Origin of the sequence: Luteimonas fraxinea (assembly GCF_021233355.1) — a bacterium.
GTDB lineage: Bacteria > Pseudomonadota > Gammaproteobacteria > Xanthomonadales > Xanthomonadaceae > Luteimonas > Luteimonas fraxinea.
Genome location: NZ_CP089507.1, coordinates 3,376,421 through 3,399,697 on the forward strand (window position 1 = coordinate 3,376,421; position 23,277 = coordinate 3,399,697).

Sequence of the window (23,277 nt, forward strand, 5' to 3'; positions counted from 1 at the left end):
GCGGCGTGATGTTCGACGGCAAGGCGTTCGTCGCTGGGCTCAGCACCGCACCGGGCGTCTACCGCATGTATGCGGCGGACGACGCCGTGCTGTACGTGGGCAAGGCCGCGGACCTGCGCAAGCGCGTGGCGAGCTACTTCAACGCCTCGCCCAAGGTCACGCGGACGATGGCGATGATCGCGCAGATCGCGCGCATGGAAACCACGGTGACCCGCAGCGAAGCCGAAGCGCTGCTGCTGGAAAACCAGCTCATCAAGTCTCTCAAGCCGCGCTACAACGTCTCGCTGCGCGACGACAAGAGTTATCCGTACGTGCTGGTGACCAGCGACGACTGGCCGCGCATCGCCGTGCATCGTGGGCCACGCAACGTGCCCGGCCGTTACTTCGGCCCGTATCCGGGCGTGACCGCGGTGCGCGAGACGCTGAATCTGATGCAGAAGCTGTTCAAGCTGCGCAACTGCGAGGACAGCGTATTCCGCAACCGCTCGCGGCCGTGCCTGCAGCACCAGATCGGCCGCTGCACCGCGCCCTGTGTCGGCATGATCTCCGCGCAGGACTACGGTGATGCCGTGCGCCGCGCGTCGCTGTTCCTTGACGGTCGCAGCGACGAACTCACGCAGGAAGTCACGCGCGACATGGAAGCGGCGGCCGATAAGCTCGACTTCGAAGACGCCGCGCGCCTGCGCGATCTGCTCGGCAACATGCGCAGCATGCAGGCGCGCCAGTACGTCGACGGCAAGGTCGCCGAACTCGACGTACTCGCCTGCGCGATGCAGGGCAGTCAGGCCTGCGTGCTGCTGCTGGCGTTCCGCGACGGCCGCAATCTCGGCACGCGCGCGTTCCATCCGCGCACCAACGGCAGCGACGATCCGGCCGAAGTGCTGGCCGCGTTCGTGTCCCAGCATTACGCCGAGCAGACGCCGCCGCGCGAGATCGTGCTCGACCGCGCGATCGAGGACATCGCGCTGCTCGAACAGGCCTTCAGCGAGTCCACCGGCCGCCGTGTGCAGATCAAGACCAGCGTGCGCGGCGATCGTGCGCGCTATGTGGATCTCGCGCGTCGCAACGCCGAGATCTCGCTGGCGACGGAAATGAGCAGCCAGGCCGCGCAGAACGCGCGCGCCGAATCGCTGCGCGAGATGCTCGGCCTCGCCACGCTCGCGCAACGCATCGAGTGTTTCGACATCAGCCACACCATGGGCGAGGCGACGGTCGCCTCGTGCGTGGTGTTCGATGCCGCGGGCCCGGTGCGCGGCCAGTACCGGCGCTACAACATCGCCGGCATCGAGCCGGGCGACGATTACGCGGCGATGCACCAGGCGTTGACACGGCGCTTCCGCAAGGCGGCTGACGCGCGCGCGGCAGAAGTCGCAGCGGTGGAGGCGGGCACGCAGGTACCTGTGGCCGCGGAAGCAGCGGGCATCCTGCCCGACGTGCTGCTGATCGATGGCGGTACGGGTCAGGTCGCGCAGGCGCGCGCCGTGCTCGACGCGCTGGGCATCACCGGCATCTGTCTGGTCGGCGTGGCCAAGGGCGAGGCGCGCAAGCCGGGCGACGAGACCCTGCTGCTGCCGGACGGTCGCGCGCTCAAGCCCGGCGCAGCCTCGCCCGGCCTGCAACTGGTGCAGCAGGTGCGCGACGAAGCGCACCGCTTTGCGATCACCGGTCATCGTGGACGCCGCCAGAAGGCGCGCACCACCAGCCGCCTCGAGGACATTCCCGGCATCGGCCCGCGCCGCCGCGCCAGCCTGCTGAAGCATTTCGGCGGCCTGGGCGGGCTCAAGGCCGCCGGCGCCGAGCAGATCGCCCAGGTGGAAGGCGTCAACGCAGCGCTCGCGCAACGCATCTATGCGACCCTACACGGGCTCGACCCCGGCCCTGGCGCCGGACACGACTGAATCCCCCACAGGCGTCCGATGAAATTCACGATTCCCACCTGGATCACGCTGATGCGGATCATGCTGATCCCGGTGCTGGTGCTGGTGTTCTATTTGCCGTTCCAGTGGACCAACTTCGCGACCGCGATCGTGTTCGCATTCGCGTCGATCACCGACTGGCTTGACGGCTGGATCGCGCGCAAATACCACCAGTACTCCGCATTCGGCGCATTCCTCGATCCGGTGGCCGACAAGCTGATGGTCGCGGTCGCGCTGTTCCTGATCGTGCAGGGTCACCCGACGCCGTGGATGGCGTTCTGGGCGGCGGTGATCGTGGGTCGCGAGATCGCGGTGTCCGCGCTGCGCGAATGGATGGCCGAACTCGGCCAGCGTGCGACCGTGCGCGTCGCGGCGATCGGCAAGATCAAGACGATCGCGCAGATGGTCGCGCTGCTGTGCCTGCTGTACTCGGTGACGCCCGACCAGCCGCCGCGTCCGCTGCCGTGGCTCGGCCGCGAGATCTTCATCATCGGCGACTGGTTGCTGGCGATTGCAGCGATCCTGACGTTGTGGTCGGGGCTGCTGTATCTGCGTGCCGCGTGGCCGATCATGCGCGCTGCGGAAAAGAACAAGTATTGACACCCCGGTGGCGATGGGTAGAATTTCGCCTCCCAAGCGGGAATAGCTCAGTTGGTAGAGCGCAACCTTGCCAAGGTTGAGGTCGAGGGTTCGAGCCCCTTTTCCCGCTCCAGTTTCGAAGACGAAGCCCCGGTTGTACGCGGGGTTTCGTTTTGTCGACAGGACCCAAAGTCCTGCACGGCGTCACCGGCCTGGTGGCAGAGTGGTTATGCAGCGGATTGCAAATCCGTGTACGCCGGTTCGATTCCGACCCAGGCCTCCAGCCGGCGCACCACACAGGTCGCAGGCGGGTTACAATTCGGTTCCAAGCGGGAATAGCTCAGTTGGTAGAGCGCAACCTTGCCAAGGTTGAGGTCGAGGGTTCGAGCCCCTTTTCCCGCTCCAGTTCGAAAGGCCCTGCAGATGCAGGGCTTTTTCGTATCTGGCGTCGCGCGATTGACGCGGCGGTTCCAATCGACGGCGCGCTGGGGCACGCTGTCGACCGCCTGCCCGGATGGCGAAACTGGTAGACGCACCGGACTTAAAATCCGTTGGCCGCAAGGTCGTGCCGGTTCGATTCCGGCTCCGGGCACCATCGTCGGCCGCTGCTTCTGCAGACCGACTTCGCAGTTCCCACGCATTCCCCACAGTTCGACGCGTGTCTTCACGGGCACATGCGCGCGATCGGTTCAGGGTTCGACCACAGCGGATGCAGGGCTGGTCGGCGAGAGGGACGGGTACGCCGCCGGCGTGCCCCGGGACGGGCGCCACCACGATGATTTCGAGACTCCGGAACAATTTCCAACTGGCCATCATCACCCTGCTCGGGCTGGTGACTGCGGTCGTGCTCGGCAGTTTTCTGGTGTGGCGAGTCGCGCGCGGCGACTGGGGCGTCGCGATGCTGGATGCAGCCGTCGTCGTCACGATGGTCGCGATCGTACGACTGGCGTGGCGCGAGGGGCGCACCGAACGCGCAGGCGCGTGGATGGTGGTGCTCAATTCCGGTTTCGCGATTCTTGCGTGCCTGACCCTCGGCCCGGCGGCAAGCGGCTGGGTCTACGTCGCGCTGATGACCAACTTCTATCTGGCGCCGCTGCGCGTGGCGACGTGGAGCGGGGCAGTGCTGCTGGTCGCGTCGGCGACGCTGCTGTGGCGCGACGTCGGGCCGTACCACATCAGCACGCTGGTGACGTGGTCGCTGGTCTATGGCTTCTCACTGGTGTTCGCGCGACGGCTGCGTACGCACAGCGATTCGCTGGAACTGATGGCGAGCGTCGATCCACTGACGCGCATCCCCAACCGCGGCATGCTCGAAGCCGATCTGCGGCATGCAATCGCCACTGGCCAGACCGGTCGCGCAGGTCTGCTGGTGCTCGACATCGATCGCTTCAAGACCGTCAACGACACCTTCGGCCATGCGGCCGGCGACGCGGTGCTGATCGATCTGGCCGTGCTGCTGCGCGAAGAGCTGCGGCAGGGCGATTCGGTCTATCGCTTCGGCGGCGAGGAATTCGTGATGCTGTTGCCGGTGCTGTCGGAGCAGGCGCTGACACGCGCGGCCGAGCGCGTGCGTGATGCGGTGGCGACGCGACTTGTCGGGCCTGGCGGACGGATCACCGTCGCAGTGGGCGGCGCGATGCTGTCGGCGGAGCGCGACTGGCAGGACTGGTTCGCACGCGCGGACGCGTCGCTGTATCAGGCCAAGCGCGCGGGTGGCAATGCGATCCACATCGCCGAGCCGCTCTGAGCGACTCGCCGATCAGCCGGGGCCGGCGTGATGCGCGACGCCGCTTGCATTGTCGTCTTCCCAATCGCGCTGCACGGTGCCGTCGCGTGCAGCGCGTACGCGGCGGACTGCAGAGAGTCTGCGCCGCCAGCGCAACGCGGCGCCGAGGATCGACAGCATCCCGAGCCCGGCCGCCATGACGATGACCCAGGGCGCGAGTCCCACGAGTGGCGACAGAATCGAACCGGCCGTATTGCGCAAGGCGAGTGCGAATACCGCGCCCGTGATCAGGATGTAGGTGGGCAGTACGAGCAGGCGCCAGATCGTCCGCGGCGAGATCATGAGGCTGTGCCCTGCGAGGTGAGCTGCTCCAGTCCGACGACCGGCGCTGCATCCGGCAGGCCGCGCATGCTGCGGAAATGCGCGGCGGCAGCCTCACGTGCCGTGTCCCAGGCGATCGCGCGCGGCATCTGTTCCCACTGCGCGCGCAGCACCGGTTCGAGTTCATGCCAGTCCGCGTCGGGACGGTCCGCGTGCACGGCGCGCGTCATTTCCGCGAGGACCACCGGGTTGTAGGCAAGTTGCGACATGGACGTTCGGGCATGGGTGGGGTTCGATTCGACAGTAGGCAGCGCCCCGCCAAACCCCCGTGAAGCAGACGGGTGCACAACGGAACATTCAGTTTCGGGTGGCCCCGTGACAGTTCGCTACCTACCATGCGTACAACGCGCAGCATGGGCCGGAACGGCCTGCAACTGGATTTCACCGTCGTCCGGGGAGGATGGCGCGCCGGGCGTCATCTGCCGGCGGTCTTGAAAGGGAACCCGATGACCCGCTATCTCACATTCGCTCTGTGCGTCGTCTTGGCGCTGGTCTCGATCGCCATGGCGTCGCTGCACCAGTCGATGGGGTGGGCGCTCGCCGCGGTGCCGTTGCTGGCGCTGTCGGTGCTGGGCACGGTCGATCTGTTGCAGACGCGCGCGACGCTGCGCCGCAGCTATCCGCTGACCGCGCACTTCCGCTACGGCCTCGAAGCGTTCCGTCCCGAGATCCGCCAGTACTTCATCGAGGACGACCAGGACGAAGTGCCGTTCTCGCGCCAGCAGCGCGCCCTGGTTTACCAGCGGGCGAAGAACGTCAGCGACGTAGTGCCGTTCGGCAGCGAGTTGCCGATGTACGGCACGCAGTACGAGTGGATCAACCATTCGCTGGTGCCTGCGCATGCCGCGTCGCACGACTTCCGCGTGCCGGTCGGCGACGAACGCGCGCAGCCGTACACCGCGAGCATCTTCAACATCTCGGCCATGAGTTTCGGCTCGCTGTCGGCGAACGCGATCCGCGCGCTGAATCTCGGCGCGAAGCGCGGCAACTTCTTCCACGACACCGGCGAAGGCGCGATCTCGGATTACCACCGCGAGCATGGCGGCGATCTGGTCTGGGAGGTCGGCTCGGGGTACTTCGGCTGTCGCGATGCCAAGGGCCGATTCGATGAAGACCTGTTCGCACGCCATGCGGCCGAGCCGCAGGTGCGCATGGTCGAACTGAAACTCTCTCAAGGCGCCAAGCCCGGTCATGGCGGCATGCTGCCCGGCGCCAAGGTCACGCCGGAAATCGCGGAAACGCGGGGCATTCCGGTCGGCCAGGACTGCGAATCGCCGGCCGCGCACACCACGTTCTCGACGCCGCTCGGCCTGCTGGAATTCGTCGACCGCATGCGCACGCTGTCGGGCGGCAAGCCGGCGGGATTCAAACTCGCGATCGGACATCCCTGGGAATGGTTCGGCATCGCGCGCGCGATGCTCGACAGCGGCATCCTGCCGGACTTCATCGTCGTCGATGGCGCCGAGGGCGGCACCGGCGCGGCGCCGTCGGAGTTCATCAACCATGTCGGCCTGCCGCTACAGGAGGCGCTGATGCTGGTGCACAACACCCTGGTCGGCATCGGCTTGCGCGACCGCATCCGCGTCGCCGCGGCCGGCAAGATCACCAGCGGCTTCGACATCGCGCGCACGCTGGCGATGGGCGCGGACTGGTGCAACGCAGGCCGTGGTTTCATGTTCTCGCTCGGCTGCATCCAGTCGCGCACCTGCCATACCGACCAGTGCCCCACGGGCGTGGCCACGCAGGATCCGGCGCGCTGGCGCCTGCTCGACGTGCCGGACAAGGCCAACCGCGTGTTCCATTTCCACCAGAACACGCTGAAGGCACTGCGCGACATGATCGGCGCTGCAGGACTGGAACACCCGATGCAGATCGGCCCCGAGCACATCCTGCGTCGCGTTTCGCCGACCGAAGTGCGTTCACTGGCGGCGCTGTATCGCTTCCTCGAGCCGGGAGAGCTGTTGACCGGCGTGCCCGAGCACGCGGTGTTCAAGACCTTCTGGCCGAGCGCGCGCGCCGACAGCTTCGCGCCGCCGGCGCGGGCATCGGCGATGCACGTGGCGAAGCGGACGCACTAGCGCGTTGCAGCGTTCTGCATCCTGCAGAACAAGCCGGATGCGGCCTTCTTTCTTCAAGGCGCATTGCTGTGTCTCGCCGTCATTCCCGCGCAGGCGGGAATCCATGGACTCTCCTCTTGAGTCGTCCACGTCCTCTAGTCACGACAAGCGCTGTCGAAATGCTTGAGGGGTCGACCGACCACAACGTCCTTGGATTCCCCCCTGCGCGGGAATGACCTGTTTCTGGTTCTTCTCAGTCCAGCAGTGCCAGCAACCGTTCCGTTGGTCTGCCGATCACTGCACGCTCCCCGTGCACCAGGATCGGACGTTCGATCAATTCGGGATGCCGGACCATCGCCTCGACGATCGCATCGTCATCGAGCGCTGCATCGGCGAGTCCGAGTTCGCGATACGCATCCTCGCCGGTGCGCAGCAGACCCCGCGGTGAGATGTCGAGGCGCCGCAGCAGCGTGCGGAGTGCTTCCGCATCGAGCGGTGTGTCGAGATAGCGCACGACGTCGGCGTCGATGCCGCGCGATTGCAGCAGTTCGAGCGCAGCGCGCGATTTCGTGCAGCGCGGGTTGTGCAGCAGGGTCCAGGTGTCGGTCATGTCGGTGGAAGATCCGCAGTGGCTGACGTACCGCTGTGGCGGGCGACGACGGCGGTCGCGGTGACGTCGGCGGTGGTGTTGGCGACGGTGGCGAAGGCGTCGGGCAGCGTGTCGACCGCGAGCAGCACGCCCAGCGGTTCGATCGGCAGGCCCATCGCCTGCGTCACCGGCAGGTTGTTGGTCATGAAGCTCACCTGGCCCGGCAGGCCGACCGAACCCATGCTGATGACGATGCTCAGGCCGACCGCGATCGCGAGCTGCGCCGGCCCCAGATCCGCGCCGTACATCCAGGCGATGAACACCACGACGCTCAGATACTGCGTGGGGCTGGCGATGCGGAACAGCGACACCGCCATCGGCAGCACCAGCGAGGTCACCGCCAGCGGATAGCCCAGACGGTTGCGTGCGCTGTCGATCATCACCGGCAGCGATGCGAGCGAGGACTGCGTGCTCGCGGCGATGGCCTGCACCGGCAGCAGTGCGGCGGCGAAGCGAGGCAGGCGCTCGCCGGCGACCGTCACCGCGACCACGTACATCAGCAGCGTGATCGCCACGTACAGCACGCACTGCAGCGCGATGTAGTAACCCAGCGCGGTCAGCACACCGAGGCCGACGTGCGCGCAGACCGCGAGCACCAGCGCGAACACACCCACCGGCGCCGCCCATAGCACCCAGCGCACGACGACGATCATCGCGTCGCCGATCGTGCGCACCAGATCGAGCATCCGCTCACGTCGCTCGGGTTCGAGCCGGGTCAGCGCGAAGCCGAAGAACATCGAGAACACGACCAGCGGCAGCATCGCGCTGGCGGCCGCCGCGGCGATCGCATTGCTCGGAATCACGCTGGTGATCCACAGGCCGAAGCTCGGCGCCTGCGGCAGGACTTCGGGCGCCTGGATCGCAGCGCGGAACGCACCGACCAGGGCGTCGTCGCGCGGCACCAGCGACAGCAACGCCGGCGCGGCGATCGCGGCGAAGGTGCCGCAGATCGCCAGCAGTACCGCGAACGTCGCCATCGCCATGCGCGCGTTGCGTCCGGACGCTGCCGCATCAGCGGCGCCGTTGATGCCGACCACGACCAGCGCCGCGACCAGTGGCACCACGGTCATCTGCAGCGCGTTAAGCCAGAGCTTGCCGATCGGTTGCGCGAACTCGGCGACGCGCAACGCGGTGTCGGCGTTCCAGGCCGCGAGCGAGAGACCGACGACCGCGCCGGCCAGCAACGCCAGCAGCACGCGGACCGAGGCGGGAAGGGTGCGACGTGCGGGAACAGCTTCGGTCATGGAGCTCGGCCGGTTCGACGGACCGCAGCAGCATGCCATGCAGCGTGGCGGCCGCGCGGTCGTCGATGCATCAGGGGCGTGTGCCCAGATCGAGCGCGAGCATGTCGCGGTGGCCGTCGACGAAATCCGCGCGCAGGTACAGCGCCTTCGCGCGCGGATTGTGGTGATGCACTTCCAGACGCAGCACGGCGACGCCCCAGACGCGCGCCTGCGTGCTGGCGATCTCGAGCGCCTGCGCGCCGAGTCCACGACCGCGCGCGGCCGGCGCGATGTAGAGCTCGTCGAGCAGGGCATGGTGGCCGCCCTGTTCGAGGCTGAAGCCGCGGGTCAGCGCCATATATCCGTCGGTACCGTCGGCGCCGAGCAGCAGCAGCGCGCCGCAGCCGGGATCGGACAGCAGCGCCGACACCGCGCGCGGCGTGGCGACCTCGTCGAAGTTCAGGCGGTCCTCGCTGTAGAAGGCCCGCATCATCGCCAGCACAGCGGGCAGATCGTCGAGTGTGGCGATGCGCGAAACCAGAGGCGTCGCGGCGCTCATCGCGGCAGCGCCGGCAGCTGCCAGGCGGTCTGCAGACGCGCGTATTCGGCGTCGGGCAGCAGCACGAAGCGCGGTGTGCGCGCCGGGTCCAGCCAGCCGAGCAGAGCGTCCATCGCCGCATCGCTCATCGCGGTGCAGCCGGCCGTGGTCTCATCGGGGCGGCGTAGCAGGTGGGCGAAGATGCAGCTGCCGCGGCCGGCCTCGCCTTGTGCGTTGTGTTCGATGACGAAGCCCTGGCGATAGCGCACGTCGCCATCGTTGTGCAGGTCGAGACGCATGCGCTCGCTGGAACCCTCCACCGCGGCCGCACCGACGTCCTTCTCGTCGACGATGCGGTTGTAGAGCGGCGAGGCCGGCACGTCGATGCAGTAATGCGAGGCCTGCATCGGCAGGTAGGGCAGGGCGCCGATGCCGGTGGGTGCGTAGCCGAAGGCTTCGCCGATCGCGAACACGCCGGCAGGTGCGCGGCCGTCGCCTTCGCGTTTCTGCGGTTCGCCTGCCTGCGCAGGATGCAGGCCGATGCCCCAGCCGCTGCCGTTGCGGCCCAGCATCACTGGTACCGCATCGCCGACCGCGCGCCAGGCGCCGTTGCCATCGCGTTCAAAGCGCTGCATGCGCGCCTCCGAAGCGTCCCAGTCGGCCGAAGTCACGACGACGAGCTGCTGCGCACCGGTCAGTGGTGCTGCAGCCGGCGTTCGGGTGGTGCCGCAGGCGGCGAGCAGCAGTGTGGTCAGCAGCAGCGCGGCGCTCGCGGCGCGTCGAGGGAATCGGGGCATGGAAGCGTCCTTGGAAGTCATGGATCGAGCAGGCGGCGCATGCGCGCCTGGTGATCGGCGAGTCGCGCCTGCCGGCCGGGCATCGCGCACAGCTGCACAATCAGGATATCGAGAAGCTGCTGCAGGGCGCTGTGATAGAGCAGCATCGCGACATGCGGCTGCGCGTCGTGCGCCGAGACCAGCAGCGCATGATCGGCGCGGGTGCGCAGCGGATTGCTGGAATGCCGCGTCGCCGACAGCACACGTGCGCCGCGCTCGTGCGCGAGCCTGGCGAGTTGCAACAACGCCGGCTGCTGGCCCTGCTCGGAGAACAGCGCCAGCAGGTCGCCTTCGCCGAGGCCGGCGACCTGCGCAGCGGCAAGTGTGGGATCCGGGTGATAGGCCGCAGGGACACCGAGCAGCGACAGCCGCATCGCGAACGCGCGTGCGGCGAGATTGTCCTCGCCCGAGCCGACCACGACCACGCGTCCCGCCACGTGCAGCGCGGCCGCGATCGTCTGGAGACCGGGTTGGGGATTGATCGAACGCGTCGCGGCTTCGGCCTGGCTCTTGCCCTGCCACAGCGCGTCCGCAACCGCGGGCAGCTCGACCGTCGCGGCGGTCGTGATGGTCGCCGGCTCGCGTTCGCGCGCGACCGATTCGCCCACCGAGAACTTCAGATCCGGATAGCCGCGGAAGCCGAGCTTCTGGCTGAACTTCACCACGCTCGACTGGCTGATGCCGAGCGCACCGGCGAGCTGTTGCGAGGAGTAATCGCGCAGCAGGTGCGCGTTCTCCAGCACGAAGTCTCCGATGCGGCGCTCGATCGCCGACAGCCGGTCGCGTTCGGCGCGGATCTTCAGCAGCGGCGAGGCCATCTGCACGTCAGCAGGCGATGGGCTGCACGCCGCGTATCGACACGATCCCGAGCCCCGGCGCGTCGCCGATCGAGATCTCGGCATCGTCGAACGAGACGCCGCCTTCGACCGGATTCCACGCGCACAGCGACGGCCCGTCGAGATCGATCTTGGTGATGACATCGGACTTGGCGACGGCCAGATGCGCTGCCGCAGCGACGCTGATGCTGGTTTCGATCATGCAGCCGATCATGCAATCCACGCCGTGCAGGCCAGCGATGTCGGCGAGCTTGATCGCGTTCGACAACCCGCCGGTCTTCATCAGCTTGATGTTGACGATGTCGGCCGCGCGCATGCGGATCAGTTCGATCAGTTCGACCGGGCCGAACACGCTTTCGTCCGCCATCACCGGCACGTGCACGCGATCGGTGACGTACTTCAGGCCGGCAAGATCATGGGCCTTGACCGGCTGCTCCAGCAGCTCCGGTTCGATGCCGGCGTCTTCGAGCTGGCGCATCGCATGCACGGCCTGCTTCGGCGTCCAGCCCTGGTTGGCGTCGAGGCGCAGCAGTGCACGGCCGTCGACCGCGGCATGGATCGCGCGGATGCGTTCTAGATCGACGCCCAGATCCTTGCCGACCTTGATCTTCAGCGCGCCGAAGCCGCGGTCCACGGCCGATAGCGCATCGGCGACCATCTTGTCGATGTAGTCGACGCTGATCGTGATGTCGGTGCTGATCACCGGATCACCGCCGCCGAGGATGCGGTACAGCGGCGCGCCATGCAGTTGTGCGAACAGATCGTAGAGCGCGATCTCGACCGCGGCCTTGGCGCTGGTGTTGCGCTCGAGCGCGGTCTGCACGAGCCGCGTCAGCGCGTTGAAATCTGCGATCTCGCGGCCGACCAGTCGTGGCGCGATGACGGTCGAGATCGCCGCGACGATCGAGCCGTGGGTATCCCCGGTGATCACCGCGGTCGCCGCGGCTTCGCCGTAGCCGATGTGGCCGGTGTCGGTGTGGATCGACACGATGATGTCGTCGACGCTCTCCACGGTGCGCAGCGCGGTCTTGAACGGCGTCTTCAGCGGCACGCGCACCATGCCCAGCTGGATGTCGGTGATCTTCATGGGTGTCCGGTGAGTCGCGCGTCAGCGCACGCGCTGGATGCTTGTGATGCGGTCAATGGTGGTGCCGTCCTCGCCCGACAGCATCGGCGTGACCGGCGTGACCACGACGCCGTTGAGTGGCAGGCGCGCGATGGCACCGTCGGCGTCGCGCAGGCTCATGCCGGCGGTGTCGTGGATCACCCAGGGCTCGCCGTCGATGTGGCCGATGACCATCATCACGTGGCCCGGAATGAACACCATGTCGCCGACGCCGGCGTCGCGCAGCAGCTGCAGGCGCTGCGCGTGCGGCATATCGGCCGTGACCTCGATGCGATTCAGTGCGGGACTCGTCGCCTGCGCGCTGGTGTTGCGCGGCAGCAGGATGCCGACGCTGCGGTAGATCTCCGATACGAAACCGCTGCAATCGCGCGCGTTGTACGAGTGCCCCCAGCCGTAGCGTTCGCCGAGGAACTTGAACGCCTGGCGGATCAGCGCTGCGCGCGTGTAGGGCAGCACGTCGTCGGCGACATCGGCGGAGGCCGGCAGCAGCGCCGGCGAAAACGACAGTGCACCGTCGTCACCGCGCACCGGCAGCTCGACGATGTGGCCGAATGCCGGCACCTGGCCGTGCAGCACACGCGTCGCATCCCGATCGGCACGCGGCACACGCACGCCCATCTCCAGCTGCACGTCCGAGACCGCTGGCGCTTCGGGCGTGAACACCGTGCGCGCGGTGGCGCCGGTGACGACGACGCCATCAGCCGCACGCGCCGCGTACCCGGCAACCGCATCACGCGTGCCAATCGCGATGTGCGTGGTCTCGACCCAGGCGCGATAGCGCTCGCTGACCACGAACAGCCAGTCGCCGTCGCGGCTGGCATGCAGCACCGCGACCGGTGCGCCCGGGAACAGGGCATCTTCCTGGAAGCGGTCGATGTCGGTGTCGCCGGGGCGGCTGAAGACGCGGGTCGCGGTCGGGAATGCGCGCAGGTCTGCACGGCGCACCACGAGACCGAAACGCGGCGTCACGTGCGCGGGCACGGCGTCGAGCGCCAGCGCGTCGATCCAGCCATCGAGCGTCGCGGCATCGACCGGGCCATCGACAGTGAAGCGTGGCGCCGTGGGGCGCTTCGACAGCGCTTCGATCCAACCGGCGACGGTACGCCGATCGAGTCGATCATGCAGGGCGAGTGGATCCTGGATCGACACATCGTCGCGACGCATCACGGTGTTCTGCGCGTCGATCGAGGCGGCATCGAGGACCACCGCATCAGGTGCGTCGAGTCGCGCGATCCAGTACGCCGGCGACAGCATCGGCGCGGTCAGGCCCGGAATCGCCGGCGACGCGGCATGCGTCGCGCCGGGCGCCGGCAGCAGTGCGGCGAGCGTCAGCAGCGTAGCGAGCGTGCAACGCATGGCGAACGGGGACAGTCGGTTGAAACGCATCGCGGCTCCTGCGGTCGGTGCGCACGCAGGTGCGCGCCGGTCTGCGGTCGAGCGTTCGAGAATATTTGTTTTCCGCGTCAGGACAAGGCGGAATAATTAATTGACATCAATTCATGACGGGTGTTAATCACATGGTCATACCCGTCCGGTAAGGGGCCCTCCGGGGCGGCCGGGTTGCTACCGATCTCGGCCGCACCGGTATGACCTGCCGGTTGCGTGCGCCGTGTCGCCACGCCACCTGGGGAGTCCGTTCCGCATGTCCTGCCAGCCCGCTTCGCACCCGCCCGTCCTTCGTCGCCTGAGCGCCGCGCTGCTGTTGGCGCTGGCCACGCCCGCGATCGTCCATGCGCAGACGTCCACTGCCGAGGAACGCGTCAGCACGCTCGACCAGGTGCAGGTCACCGGCTCGCGCATCGCGCGCACCGAAATCGAGGGTCCGGCGCCGGTCACGGTGATCACCGCCGAAGACATCCAGAAGCAGGGCTTCAGCACGGTCTGGGAATCGCTGGGCACGCTGACCCAGTTCACCGGCAACACGCTCAACGAATCCGACCAGACCGGCAATTCGCCCAACGGGCAGTTCATGAATCTGCGCGGGCTGGGGCCGGGCTACCAGCTGATCCTGCTCAACGGCCAGCGCCTGGCCGACTACCCGCAGCCCTATGGCTCCAACGGCACCGCGGTGAGCCTGGGCAGCATTCCGGCGGCAGCGATCGAACGAATCGAAGTCATGAGCGGCGGCGCCTCGGCGATCTATGGATCGGACGCGGTCGCCGGCGTCGTCAACATCATCACCAAGGAAAACTTCAGCGGCGACACGATCCGCCTGCGCGGCGGTACCACCACGCAGGGCGGCGGCGACACCGGCCTGTTCCAGTGGACGGGCGGGCGCACCGGTGATCGCTGGAGCCTGACCTACGCGATCGAGCGGCTCGACCGCGAGGAGATCGTCGCCTCGCAGCGCGATCTCACGTACCTGGCACATCCGCAATACCGCACGAATCCCGAGCGTCCGACCGCATCGATCAGCGGCGTGTACTACCGCGCGGGCCAGAACTATTTGTGGCGGAACGATGCGGGCGCGCTGTCGCCGTCCTACCAGGCGCTGCTGGACGCCTGCGATGCGACCAATCCTGATTTCGTACCTTTCCATTCTGCGACGACCGTCGCGGTGCCCAACCGCTGCGGCGCGCTCGACTACTACAACGCGCGTTCGATCCAGAACGCCTACGGCAAGACCTCGGCCTATGTGTCGGGCAGCTTCGACTTCAGTGACACCGTGACCGGCTATGCGCAGCTGCTCGGCAGCGATTCCAACGACAAGAGCTCCAGCCAGACGCATTACTACATCGGCGAAGGTCCGTTCACCGTGCGCGATCCCGTGCGCGGTCTCGTCACTGCCCAGCGCATCTTCCTGCCCGATGAAGTGGGCGGCACCAAGTACATCGAGTACGACGAACGCGCGTGGTCGATCAACGCCGGTCTGCGCGGCACGCTGGTCGACGGTCGCTTCGACTGGGACGTGAGCCTGACCTCGTCCCGCTTCGAGATCACCACCACACGTCCGCGCTTCCTCACCCGCGCCGTGCGCGATTACTACATGGGTCCGGTGCTGGGCATCGCGCCTGACGGCAACGAGATCCGCGAGTTCTACACCGATCGCTTGTTCGCGCCCGGCTCTGCTGCGCTGTACGACCAGCTCACCACCACGGTGGTCAGCGACGGCGTGTCGAAGTCCGACCAGGCGCAGTTCGTGTTCAGTGGTCCGCTGTTCGATCTGCCGGCCGGCCCGCTGCAAATGGCCGCGGTGCTCGAAGCCGCGAAGCAGGAGTATTCGCTAACGCCCGATCCGCGCACGACCGTCGACTACACCGGCCCCGACCGCGTCTACAACCTGACCAGCACGCCGGGCGGTGGCCCGCGCGACCGCTTCGCACTCGGTCTCGAATTCCGCGTGCCGGTGTTCTCGAGTCTCGAAGCCACGCTCGCCGGTCGCTACGACAAGTACGACGACATCACGTCCGTCGACGACGCGGTGACCTGGCAGGCGGGCCTTGAATGGCGCCCGTTCCGCAACCTGCTGCTGCGCGGCGCGCATGCGACCAGCTTCCGCGCGCCCGACCTGCTGTGGATCTATGCCGGCACCACGGGTTCCAACCCGATCGTCGACGACGAGTACCTGTGCCGGCTCAACGGCATCGCCCCCGAAACGCCCGCCTGCACTGCGGCGTTCAACTACCAGACCTACATGACCCAGTCGTCGAACCCGCTGCTCGAAGAAGAGAAGGGCAAATCGACGACGCTGGGTGTGGTCTGGGATGTGCTGCCGAACCTGTCGGCGAGCGTCGACTGGTATCGCATCGAACTCGAAGGCCGGGTGCAGACGCTGTCGAACAGCTACTACCTCGAGCAGGAAGCGAACTGCCGGCTCGGCCAGGATCGCAACGGCGGCGCAGTCGACACGAACTCGCAGGCCTGCCAGTTCTACGCCGGCGCCGTGCAGCGCGTGGTGTCCGACCTCAATCCGGACGGCCGCATCACCCGCTTCGCGACCTATCCGATCAATGCCTCGCTGATGCGCACCGAAGGTCTCGACGCATCGCTGCGCTACGGTCTCGAGCTTGGCCGCTGGGGCGATCTGAACCTGCAGGCCGGCTACACCCACGTGCTCGAATTCGAGGTCGCGCAGTTCGGCGACGAAGCGCCGCGCGATGTGCGCAGCACCGTCGAATACAACAGCCAGCGCAGTCGCGCGAACTGGCGCGCCAGCTGGTCGAACGATGCCTGGAACACCAGCCTCTACGGCTACCGCTACGGCAGCCGGCCGAACTACAACGGCAACGTGCTGCCGGGCCGCACGTCGGGCTACGTGATCTGGAACGCGGATGTGTCGCGTCGCATCACCGACGACGTGACGCTGGGCATCAGCGTGCTCAACTTGCTCGATGAAATGCCGCCGCGCGACGATTCGCATACCGCGTGGCCGTATTTCGCCAGCAGCTACAGCGCGATCGGGCGCCAGGTGTTCGCCAATATCACCTTCGACTTCTGACAGCCGTGCCGACGCGCGTCGCGCGCTGGATGCTGATCGCCTGCCTCGCTGTCGCGGGGCAGGCGGGTGCACGCGAGGCGCAGATCGATCCTGCACGGCTCGCGTCACTGGTCGACGACGCGGTCGCCCGCTACGCACTGCCCGGGATCGCGGTGGGCGTCGTCGTCGATGGCGAGGTGGTGCTGCGCCACATGCGCGGCGAACTGCGCGCGGGGCAGGGCGAGCCGGTCGACGCGGCCACGCTGTTCAAAATCGCATCCAACAGCAAGGCCATGACCGCGGCGGTGCTGGCCCGCCAGGTCGATGCCGGTCTGCTGCGCTGGGATGATCCGGTGGTGCGGCATCTGCCCGATTTCCGCATGGCCGACGACTGGGTCACGCGCGAGATCCAGGTCCGCGATCTGCTGATTCACAACAGCGGACTCGGCCCCGGCGCTGGCGATCTGATGCTGTGGCCGTCGCCGAACCGCTTCACGCGCTCGGACGTCATCCACGGCCTGCGCCATCTGCAGCCACGCTGGAGTTTCCGTTCCCGTTACGCCTACGACAACACGCTCTACATCGTTGCCGGCGAAGTGGCGGCCGCCGTGGCCGGCGTGCCGTTCGATGTGCTGGTGCGGCGCGAAATCTTCGAACCGCTCGCCATGACGCGCTGCCAGGCCGGCAGCTGGTCGCGCGACGCGGTCGGCAACGTCGCCCAGCCGCATGCGCGCATCGACGGTCGCACCGTCGTGGTGCGCGCCGATGACACGACGATTCCGGACGAGCCGATGATGGCCGCCGGCGGACTCCGCTGCAGCCTCGACGACATGCTGCGCTGGGCGCAGGTCTGGCTCGATGCCAGCGGTGACGATTCTGAGCAGGCGTGGTTGTCGCAGGCGCAGCGCGATGCCGCGTGGACGGCGCACATGCCGATTCCGCTCAGCCCGCGCATGCGCGCGTGGGATCGCAGCCACTTCTCGGCCTATGGCTACGGCTGGCGGCTGACCGATGTCGATGGCACGTCGAAGGTCTCGCACACCGGCACGCTCAAGGGCATGTATTCCGCGCTGACGCTGTTGCCCGAGCGCGGCGTGGGCATCGTCGTGTTGATCAACGGCGATGCGGACGAGGCGCGCACGGTGTTGATGCAGGCGCTGGTCAAGCAGTTCACCGGTGCAGCTGGCTCGCACGATGTCGCGTATTACGCCGGTTTGCTCGCAGCAGAGCGTGCCGACAGTGACGCGTCCGGATCCGGTGCGCGAGGTCCGGCGCGCGCGCCGACCGCGGCGGAGACTGCGAACGTCGTCGGGCGCTGGCGCGATCCGTGGTTCGGCAGCGTCGACGTGTGTCCTCAAGGAGATGGACTGAGCTTCGTCTCCGAGCGTTCGCCAAAACTGCACGGCGATGTCGTCGCGGTCGATGGCCGGCTGCAGGTGCGCTGGCGGGACACCGATGTCGATGTCGACGCGTGGCTCATCGCATCGCCGGCGCAGGGCAGCGCGACCGCGCTGCACATGGCCAAAGTCGATCCGGACGCGGATTTCAGCTACGACTTCGAAGATCTCGCATTCGTACGCGAAAGCGATTGCCGGTAGCTCCGCACCCCAGGAATCGAGATCGACACAAACGAAAAACCCCTGCATTTCTGCAGGGGTTTTCGCTTGCAAATGGCGGAGCGGACGGGACTCGAACCCGCGACCTCCGGCGTGACAGGCCAGCATTCTAACCAACTGAACTACCGCTCCAAGGCGCGAGATTCTACATGAAACTTCGGGCTTGGGAAGAGGCTGCGCGCACTTTTTTTCGCGGTGTTCGACGTGGCATCGAATCAGCCGCCGATAATGGTCGGCGATTGCGCTCCAGCGTGCTGGTTGTCGTTGCACGCAACACGTTCTGCTGCATGCGGGGCGATGCCTGCGGACGCTCGGATCACACGCGATTCGCAGACGCGAGGATGCAGACTTTGGGTGGAATGACTCGATCATCGTGGCTGCTGATCGTGCGCCGTTCGATGTCGACGCGCCCGCCAAACTCAGGAAGTTCGCGTTGATCATCTAATGCGGAAACCAGCGCGCACGATTTCTCCGGAAAGGCGCAATCGGAACACCGATCCTGCGAGCGTGCCTGCCATGTCGATGCTTGCAATCGAAAAGCCCGCTTCGCACTGCGCGCCTCCGAAAAACGCAGGACACAAAAAACCCCGCATCTCTGCAGGGTTTTTTGCTTGTAAATTGGCGGAGCGGACGGGACTCGAACCCGCGACCTCCGGCGTGACAGGCCAGCATTCTAACCAACTGAACTACCGCTCCGCGCTTTGAAACTCTTGGTGGGTGCTGAGGGTTTCGAACCCCCGACCCTCTCCGTGTAAAGGAGACGCTCTACCGCTGAGCTAAGCACCCATGCGGAACAATCGAGCCGCTTACTTTACTGCATCCTTCAGCGCCTTGCCAGCCTTGAAAGCAGGCACGGTCGAAGCGGCGATCTGGATCGGCTCCTTGGTCTGCGGGTTCAGGCCGGTGCGCGCAGCACGCGGACGGGCAACGAACGAACCGAAGCCGACGAAGTTGGCCGCGTCGCCGTTCTTCAGCGCCTCGGTGATCGTGTCGAGCAGGCCGTCGACAGCGCGGCCAGCGTCGGCGCGCGACAGGCCGGACTTCTCGGCAACCGAAGCGATGATGTCGGACTTGGTGAGGTTTGCCATCTGTGAATTCCTCTTCTTCTTGAGATATCGACGTGTCGTACGTCTGGAGCATCCGGCCGGCCGCGCTGTGCGCTGCTGGTCCGGACGGGGATTCCGGTCAGGCGCGCATGTTACGCGATCCCCTAGGCGATTACGACCGGATTCCGGATCGCGACTGAACAGGTGCGAGCGCGCTCGCGGCGCGGCGTGGACGGGCCTTGCGCCTGCGCGGCCGCGGGCTTGCGGGTACACTGGGCGGCTCGCCATCCTGTGTCCTGACCCATGCTGCAAGCGCTTCGAGATAAGACCAGTGGTTGGATCGCCATCGCCATCGTGGCGGTACTCGCGGTCCCCTTCGCGTTCTTCGGCATGGAGCAGTATCTGTTCCAGAACAATGCCGACTATGCCGCCAAGGTCGAGGCGCCGCCGAAATGGTGGCAGTCCGCGCCGGACTGGTGGCTGGTGCGCAAGTTCGCGTGGTCCTCGGCCGAAGTCAGTGCCGAAGAATTCCGCCAGACCTTCGACAGCATGCGTGAGCAGCGTCGTCAGCAGGAAGGCGAAGCGTTCGACGCGCGCGCGTTCGAGACGATGGAGAGCAAGCGTGAAGTGCTCGAGCAGCTGATCGACCGTGCGGTGCTCGGCCTCGCGGCCGATCGCGCCAACATCGTCGTCGGCGATGCGCAGGTGCAGGAGATCATCCAGTCGATCCCGGCATTCCAGGTCGAAGGCCGCTTCGATCCGCAGCGTTATCAGATGGCGCTGCAGTCCACGCAGCCGCCGCGCACGCCGCGCGAGTTCCAGGAAGGCATCCGCATCGATCTGCAGCGCGCACTGGTGCCGCAGTCGATCGCCGAAACCGCGTTTGTCACGACGGGCGAGTCCACGCGTCTGATGCGTCTGCTCGGCGAACGTCGCGATGTCAGCTTCGTCGTCGTGCCGCCGCTGGCCGTCGACGCGGCTGAAGTGTCGCAGGCCGACCAGCAAGCCTGGTACGAGTCGCACGCCGCGCGATACCGCGAGCCGGAGAAGGTTGCGCTGGAATACGTCGAATTGAAGGCCGCGGCCGACGCCGGTGCAGAGAACGCGACGGTCGACGAAGCCGAAGCGCGCGCCCACTTCGAGCAGGTGAAGTCGCGCTTCGCGACTGCCGAGCGTCGTCGGGCCTCGCACATTCTCGTCGAAGTGCCGGCCGGTGCCGACGAGGCCACGCAGCAGGCTGCGCAGAAGAAGGCCGCCGATATCGCCGCCAAGGCGCAGGCGCCGGGCGCCGATTTCGCCGCGCTCGCACGCGAGAATTCGGACGATCCGGGTTCCAAGGACGGCGGCGGCGATCTGGGCTGGGTCGAGAAAGGCATGATGGCCGGCGCGTTCGAAGATGCGCTGTTCGCGATGCAGCCCAATGCGGTCAGCGCGCCGGTGCGCACCGACTTCGGCTGGCACGTGCTGCAGCTGCGCGAAGTGGACGCCGGCAAGCCGGTCGCGTTCGAAGACGTGCGCGAGCAGATGGAAAAGGAAGTCAGCGAGGGCGACAGCTCGCGTGTCTACAACGAGCAGGTTGGTCGCTTCGTCGACGAGATCAACAAGAACCCGATGTCGCTGGAACCCGCAGCGGCCGCCGGTGGCGTGCAGATCCAGACCATCGCGCCGTTCGCGCGTGGCGCCGGCAGCGGCATCGCGGCCAACAACGCCGTCGTGCAGGCGGCGTTCTCCGAAGCGCTGACCCAGGACGGCACGGTCAGCGATCCGATCGAGATCGGCCCGAACCAGACGGTATTCATCCGCGTCACCAGCCACACGCCCGAGCGCGCGCAGCCGCTGGCGCAGGTGAGTGAGCGCGTGATCGCCGAGGTCCGCGCCGACCGTGCGCGCAAGCAGGCCGAGCAGGCTGCCGATGCGATGGTCGCCGAGATCAAGGGCGGCAAGACCCTGCAGGCGCTGGCCGGCGAACGCCAGCTGCAGGCGCAGGACGTGCCGGGCATTCCGCGCGGTGCACCGGTGCCGGACGCGAGCGCCAGCCAGGCCTATTTCCGCGCGGCGCCGCCGACCGGTGATACGCCGACGCCGGGCAAGGTGATGCTGGCCGATGGCAGTTCGGTGGTCTTCGCCGTGACCAAGGTCGAGCCGGGCAAGCCCGAGGACGCGAGCGAGCAGGAGCAGAGGATGCTGCGTCAGCAGCTCGGCAGCCTGCTGGGCAGCGAGGATGCGGAAATCATGCAGCGCAGCCTGCGCCGCGAGATGAAGATCACGGTCAACGAAGCGCGCCTGTAACGGCGCTTTGCACGGACCACGAAAAAGCCCGGCTCGCGCCGGGCTTTTTTTATGGGGTGCGGTGTGCGGAAAGGTGTATCCGCACGCGCGTCGCGCCCGATCAGCGCTCGTCGATCAGCAGTTCCATGCCCGGCCGCAGCACGCTGCGTGCATCGAGCGCGTTGCGGGTCAGCAATTCCTGCGTCCGCAGGCCATAGCGCTTGGCGATGGACCACGGCGAATCGCCGCGGACGACCGTATGCATGCGTCGTGCGGCGGTGGCGGCTTCGCTGGCGGCCTGCGGGATGTCGACCTCTGGCGGCGCCTCGGCCATGAACACCGGTGGCGCGGCCGCAGCCTGCGGCACCAGCAGCGTGACCGGCTGGCCGATCTGCGCGAGGCGGCCGTCGACGTGCGCGGGATTCAGGCGCTTGAGGCGCGCGGCGTCGGTCTCGTGGCGACTCGCCAAGGTGTCGAGATCGCGAACGCCGTCCGGCACTGCGATCGCGGTCAGCGCCGGCACTTCGCGGTCCATCGAGGCCATCCAGGTCTCGCGCTCGCCGGCTTCCTTGATCAGGCACGACAGCGCGTGCAGCTTGCGCACATAGGCCTGGGTGGTCTGCGGCATCGGCAGCGTGTCGGGTGTCGCGTCGCGGGCCTCCTGGCCGGCGCGCTTGAGCGCACCGAACACACGGTACTCACCGGCGTTGTAGGCCATCACCGCCAGACGCCAGTCGCCGGCGAACATGCCGTGCAGGGTCTTCAGATAGCGCACCGCGGCGCGGGTGGAATCAGCGGGCGACAGGCGGCCGTCGTAGCCGGGCCGGATCGGAATCTCGTGGTTGCGCGCGGTCACCGCGATGAACTGCCACAGGCCCGCGGGACCAGATGCGCTGCGGGCGCCGGGCCGGTAACCGCTCTCGACGAAGGGAATCAGGGCGAACTCGGTCGGCAGATGCTGGGCGCGCACCTCTTCGACCACGTAGGCGAACAGCGGCAGCACATCGTTGCCGAGCGAGGCCAGCTGACGTGGCACATGGCCGAAGTGGGAGCGCCAGCGCTCGGTCGCATCCGCGGCGCACTCAGGCTCGGACAGGCCGTCGAGAAAACGACGATAGACCTCCTGGCCATTGCGCGTGACCACCGGCGTCGAAGTGCCGGAGGCGGCAAGCGTGGCCGGGACCAGGACCGCGGCAGATGCGTTGGAAGCGGCGTTGTTCGCGAAGCTGGTCGCTGCCGGCGCTGCGAATACGAGCAGCGCCGCGGCCAGCCGGGTCACGCGCCCCCGCCTCATGCGCGGAAGCCGTCTTTCCAGCGCCGCAATGCGGCGAAGACATCGACCCGGTCGGTCAGCGCCGTGCCCGCCTGACGCGAGGCGGCGGCGCGGACGGCGTCGGTGTCGACGCGGAGGAAGGGGTTGCAGGCGAGCTCGCTGGCGAGCGCGACGGGCAGGGTGGGGCGCGGAACGCTGCGCATGTCGAGGATCTCCTGTTCACGGCGCCGCAGCGCTGCGTTGTCCGGGTCGACCACGCGCGCGAAGGCTGCGTTGGACCGGCTGTATTCGTGACCACAGCAGACCAGTGTATCGGCAGGCAGGGCGGCCAGCCGGTCGAGCGAGGTCAGCATCTGGGCCGCGGTACCTTCGAACATGCGCCCACAGCCGAGGCTGAACAGGGTGTCCCCGCTGAACAGATGGCCGTGTCCGTGGAAGGCGATATGGCTGCTGGTATGGCCCGACACCGTGAGCACATCGAAGCGCCAGTCGGCGATTTCGACGGTGTCGCCATCGCCTACCCGGACCGTCGCCTGCGGAATCCGCGGATCGTCGGGCGCGTACACGGGTAGATCCGGCCAGCGCGCCAGCAGCGCATCCACGCCGCCGATGTGGTCCGCATGGTGGTGGGTCAGCAGCAGCGCGATGGGCGTCAGCCCGTTTTCGGCCGCGGCGAGTACCGGCCCGGCTTCGCCCGGATCGACCACGATGGCGCGTCCGGACGCGTCCGACAGCGTCCAGATGTAGTTGTCCTCGAAGGCGGGCAAGGGCTGCAGTCGCATCGGTTCGG

The 23,277-nt window shown here is 67.4% G+C and carries 19 protein-coding genes and 7 tRNA genes; 11 read left to right on the plus strand and 15 right to left on the minus strand.

From position 1 onward, the window contains the following. Positions 1–8: 8 nt before the first annotated feature. The 7 genes from uvrC to LU699_RS15235 all read left to right on the plus strand — a co-directional run bounded on the left by uvrC (position 9) and on the right by LU699_RS15235 (position 4,242). Entirely contained in the window at positions 9–1,898 is a 1,890-nt protein-coding gene (uvrC, locus tag LU699_RS15205) for an excinuclease ABC subunit UvrC (RefSeq protein ID WP_232136181.1), read from the plus strand. 18 nt (positions 1,899–1,916) lie between these two features. Further along, positions 1,917–2,516 carry a CDP-diacylglycerol--glycerol-3-phosphate 3-phosphatidyltransferase gene (gene pgsA, locus LU699_RS15210; RefSeq protein ID WP_232136035.1) on the plus strand — a complete coding sequence of 200 codons (600 nt, stop codon included), beginning with the start codon at positions 1,917–1,919 and terminating at the stop codon, positions 2,514–2,516. Positions 2,517–2,552: 36 nt separating this feature from the next. Then, a tRNA-Gly gene (locus LU699_RS15215) sits at positions 2,553–2,628 on the plus strand. Between the two features lie 76 nt (positions 2,629–2,704). Continuing rightward, positions 2,705–2,778 (plus strand) — tRNA-Cys (locus tag LU699_RS15220). A 46-nt stretch (positions 2,779–2,824) separates the two neighbouring features. Beyond that, positions 2,825–2,900: transfer RNA gene (locus tag LU699_RS15225), tRNA-Gly, on the plus strand. A 103-nt stretch (positions 2,901–3,003) separates the two neighbouring features. After that, positions 3,004–3,090 (plus strand) — tRNA-Leu (locus LU699_RS15230). 180 nt (positions 3,091–3,270) lie between these two features. Then, positions 3,271–4,242, plus strand: coding sequence for a GGDEF domain-containing protein (locus tag LU699_RS15235; RefSeq protein WP_232135958.1), 972 nt, complete (start codon positions 3,271–3,273; stop codon positions 4,240–4,242). Between the two features lie 12 nt (positions 4,243–4,254). Here the strand turns inward: LU699_RS15235 and LU699_RS15240 are convergent, their stop codons facing one another. Next, positions 4,255–4,563 carry a hypothetical protein gene (locus LU699_RS15240; RefSeq protein ID WP_232580229.1) on the minus strand — a complete coding sequence of 103 codons (309 nt, stop codon included), beginning with the start codon at positions 4,561–4,563 and terminating at the stop codon, positions 4,255–4,257. Further along, positions 4,560–4,811 (minus strand): hypothetical protein, encoded by a 252-nt coding sequence (locus LU699_RS15245; RefSeq protein WP_232135955.1) that lies wholly within the window; start codon positions 4,809–4,811, stop codon positions 4,560–4,562. The genes LU699_RS15240 and LU699_RS15245 overlap by 4 nt, the downstream gene beginning before the upstream one ends. 294 nt (positions 4,812–5,105) lie before the next feature. Between LU699_RS15245 and LU699_RS15250 the strand changes: the two genes are divergently transcribed. Further along, a complete protein-coding gene (locus LU699_RS15250; protein WP_425491125.1) occupies positions 5,106–6,680 on the plus strand; it encodes an FMN-binding glutamate synthase family protein in 1,575 nt (524 codons plus the stop codon). 232 nt (positions 6,681–6,912) lie between these two features. Here the strand turns inward: LU699_RS15250 and arsC are convergent, their stop codons facing one another. The 7 genes from arsC to LU699_RS15285 form a co-directional block, all read right to left on the minus strand. Further along, positions 6,913–7,269 (minus strand): arsenate reductase (glutaredoxin), encoded by a 357-nt coding sequence (gene arsC, locus LU699_RS15255; RefSeq protein ID WP_232135953.1) that lies wholly within the window; start codon positions 7,267–7,269, stop codon positions 6,913–6,915. After that, positions 7,266–8,552, minus strand: coding sequence for a dicarboxylate/amino acid:cation symporter (locus LU699_RS15260; protein WP_232135952.1), 1,287 nt, complete (start codon positions 8,550–8,552; stop codon positions 7,266–7,268). Before LU699_RS15260 ends, arsC begins: the two co-directional genes overlap by 4 nt. A 70-nt stretch (positions 8,553–8,622) precedes the next feature. Next, positions 8,623–9,090 (minus strand): GNAT family N-acetyltransferase, encoded by a 468-nt coding sequence (locus tag LU699_RS15265; RefSeq protein ID WP_232149998.1) that lies wholly within the window; start codon positions 9,088–9,090, stop codon positions 8,623–8,625. Next, entirely contained in the window at positions 9,087–9,866 is a 780-nt protein-coding gene (locus LU699_RS15270) for a L,D-transpeptidase family protein (protein WP_232135950.1), read from the minus strand. The genes LU699_RS15265 and LU699_RS15270 overlap by 4 nt, the downstream gene beginning before the upstream one ends. Positions 9,867–9,883: 17 nt before the next feature. Next, positions 9,884–10,723 carry a MurR/RpiR family transcriptional regulator gene (locus LU699_RS15275; protein ID WP_232135949.1) on the minus strand — a complete coding sequence of 280 codons (840 nt, stop codon included), beginning with the start codon at positions 10,721–10,723 and terminating at the stop codon, positions 9,884–9,886. 7 nt (positions 10,724–10,730) lie between these two features. Beyond that, positions 10,731–11,828, minus strand: coding sequence for a dipeptide epimerase (locus LU699_RS15280; RefSeq protein ID WP_232135948.1), 1,098 nt, complete (start codon positions 11,826–11,828; stop codon positions 10,731–10,733). Between the two features lie 21 nt (positions 11,829–11,849). Then, positions 11,850–13,253: a C40 family peptidase gene (locus LU699_RS15285; RefSeq protein WP_232135947.1), complete on the minus strand. Its 1,404-nt coding sequence runs from the start codon at positions 13,251–13,253 to the stop codon at positions 11,850–11,852. Between the two features lie 256 nt (positions 13,254–13,509). On the opposite strand from LU699_RS15285, the gene LU699_RS15290 reads away from it, so the two are divergent. Both LU699_RS15290 and LU699_RS15295 read left to right on the plus strand, forming a co-directional pair. After that, positions 13,510–16,305, plus strand: a complete 2,796-nt coding sequence (locus LU699_RS15290; RefSeq protein WP_232135946.1) for a TonB-dependent receptor plug domain-containing protein — start codon at positions 13,510–13,512, stop codon at positions 16,303–16,305. Between the two features lie 5 nt (positions 16,306–16,310). Further along, the gene (locus LU699_RS15295) at positions 16,311–17,882 is read left to right on the plus strand and encodes a serine hydrolase (protein WP_232135945.1); all 1,572 of its coding nucleotides are present in this window, start codon (positions 16,311–16,313) and stop codon (positions 17,880–17,882) included. A gap of 73 nt (positions 17,883–17,955) precedes the next feature. Here LU699_RS15295 and LU699_RS15300 read toward each other — a convergent pair. The 4 genes from LU699_RS15300 to LU699_RS15315 form a co-directional block, all read right to left on the minus strand. Continuing rightward, positions 17,956–18,032, minus strand: a tRNA-Asp gene (locus LU699_RS15300). Positions 18,033–18,519: 487 nt separating this feature from the next. Then, positions 18,520–18,596: transfer RNA gene (locus LU699_RS15305), tRNA-Asp, on the minus strand. Between the two features lie 15 nt (positions 18,597–18,611). Then, positions 18,612–18,686 (minus strand) — tRNA-Val (locus LU699_RS15310). 20 nt (positions 18,687–18,706) lie between these two features. Beyond that, complete coding sequence (locus LU699_RS15315; RefSeq protein ID WP_159679230.1) at positions 18,707–18,988, minus strand: HU family DNA-binding protein; 282 nt, start codon at positions 18,986–18,988, stop codon at positions 18,707–18,709. A 261-nt stretch (positions 18,989–19,249) separates the two neighbouring features. Here LU699_RS15315 and LU699_RS15320 point away from each other — a divergent pair, with 261 nt between their 5' ends. After that, entirely contained in the window at positions 19,250–21,235 is a 1,986-nt protein-coding gene (locus LU699_RS15320) for a SurA N-terminal domain-containing protein (RefSeq protein WP_232135944.1), read from the plus strand. A 100-nt stretch (positions 21,236–21,335) separates the two neighbouring features. Here LU699_RS15320 and LU699_RS15325 read toward each other — a convergent pair whose 3' ends face one another. Both LU699_RS15325 and gloB read right to left on the minus strand, forming a co-directional pair. Then, complete coding sequence (locus tag LU699_RS15325) at positions 21,336–22,508, minus strand: lytic transglycosylase domain-containing protein (RefSeq protein ID WP_425491639.1); 1,173 nt, start codon at positions 22,506–22,508, stop codon at positions 21,336–21,338. Continuing rightward, entirely contained in the window at positions 22,505–23,269 is a 765-nt protein-coding gene (gene gloB / locus LU699_RS15330) for a hydroxyacylglutathione hydrolase (protein WP_232135942.1), read from the minus strand. The genes LU699_RS15325 and gloB overlap by 4 nt, the downstream gene beginning before the upstream one ends. Positions 23,270–23,277: the final 8 nt, after the last annotated feature.

Excerpts from the sequence above, each read along its gene's own strand:
- uvrC (WP_232136181.1), top strand. The coding sequence starts at position 9 with ATGTTCGACGGCAAGGCGTTCGTCGCTGGGCTCAGCACCGCACCGGGC.
- pgsA (WP_232136035.1), top strand. The coding sequence starts at position 1,917 with ATGAAATTCACGATTCCCACCTGGATCACGCTGATGCGGATCATGCTG.
- LU699_RS15235 (WP_232135958.1), top strand. The coding sequence starts at position 3,271 with ATGATTTCGAGACTCCGGAACAATTTCCAACTGGCCATCATCACCCTG.
- LU699_RS15240 (WP_232580229.1), bottom strand. The coding sequence starts at position 4,563 with ATGATCTCGCCGCGGACGATCTGGCGCCTGCTCGTACTGCCCACCTAC.
- LU699_RS15245 (WP_232135955.1), bottom strand. The coding sequence starts at position 4,811 with ATGTCGCAACTTGCCTACAACCCGGTGGTCCTCGCGGAAATGACGCGC.
- LU699_RS15250 (WP_425491125.1), top strand. The coding sequence starts at position 5,106 with ATGGCGTCGCTGCACCAGTCGATGGGGTGGGCGCTCGCCGCGGTGCCG.
- arsC (WP_232135953.1), bottom strand. The coding sequence starts at position 7,269 with ATGACCGACACCTGGACCCTGCTGCACAACCCGCGCTGCACGAAATCG.
- LU699_RS15260 (WP_232135952.1), bottom strand. The coding sequence starts at position 8,552 with ATGACCGAAGCTGTTCCCGCACGTCGCACCCTTCCCGCCTCGGTCCGC.
- LU699_RS15265 (WP_232149998.1), bottom strand. The coding sequence starts at position 9,090 with ATGAGCGCCGCGACGCCTCTGGTTTCGCGCATCGCCACACTCGACGAT.
- LU699_RS15270 (WP_232135950.1), bottom strand. The coding sequence starts at position 9,866 with ATGCCCCGATTCCCTCGACGCGCCGCGAGCGCCGCGCTGCTGCTGACC.
- LU699_RS15275 (WP_232135949.1), bottom strand. The coding sequence starts at position 10,723 with ATGGCCTCGCCGCTGCTGAAGATCCGCGCCGAACGCGACCGGCTGTCG.
- LU699_RS15280 (WP_232135948.1), bottom strand. The coding sequence starts at position 11,828 with ATGAAGATCACCGACATCCAGCTGGGCATGGTGCGCGTGCCGCTGAAG.
- LU699_RS15285 (WP_232135947.1), bottom strand. The coding sequence starts at position 13,253 with ATGCGTTTCAACCGACTGTCCCCGTTCGCCATGCGTTGCACGCTCGCT.
- LU699_RS15290 (WP_232135946.1), top strand. The coding sequence starts at position 13,510 with ATGTCCTGCCAGCCCGCTTCGCACCCGCCCGTCCTTCGTCGCCTGAGC.
- LU699_RS15315 (WP_159679230.1), bottom strand. The coding sequence starts at position 18,988 with ATGGCAAACCTCACCAAGTCCGACATCATCGCTTCGGTTGCCGAGAAG.
- LU699_RS15320 (WP_232135944.1), top strand. The coding sequence starts at position 19,250 with ATGCTGCAAGCGCTTCGAGATAAGACCAGTGGTTGGATCGCCATCGCC.
- LU699_RS15325 (WP_425491639.1), bottom strand. The coding sequence starts at position 22,508 with ATGAGGCGGGGGCGCGTGACCCGGCTGGCCGCGGCGCTGCTCGTATTC.
- gloB (WP_232135942.1), bottom strand. The coding sequence starts at position 23,269 with ATGCGACTGCAGCCCTTGCCCGCCTTCGAGGACAACTACATCTGGACG.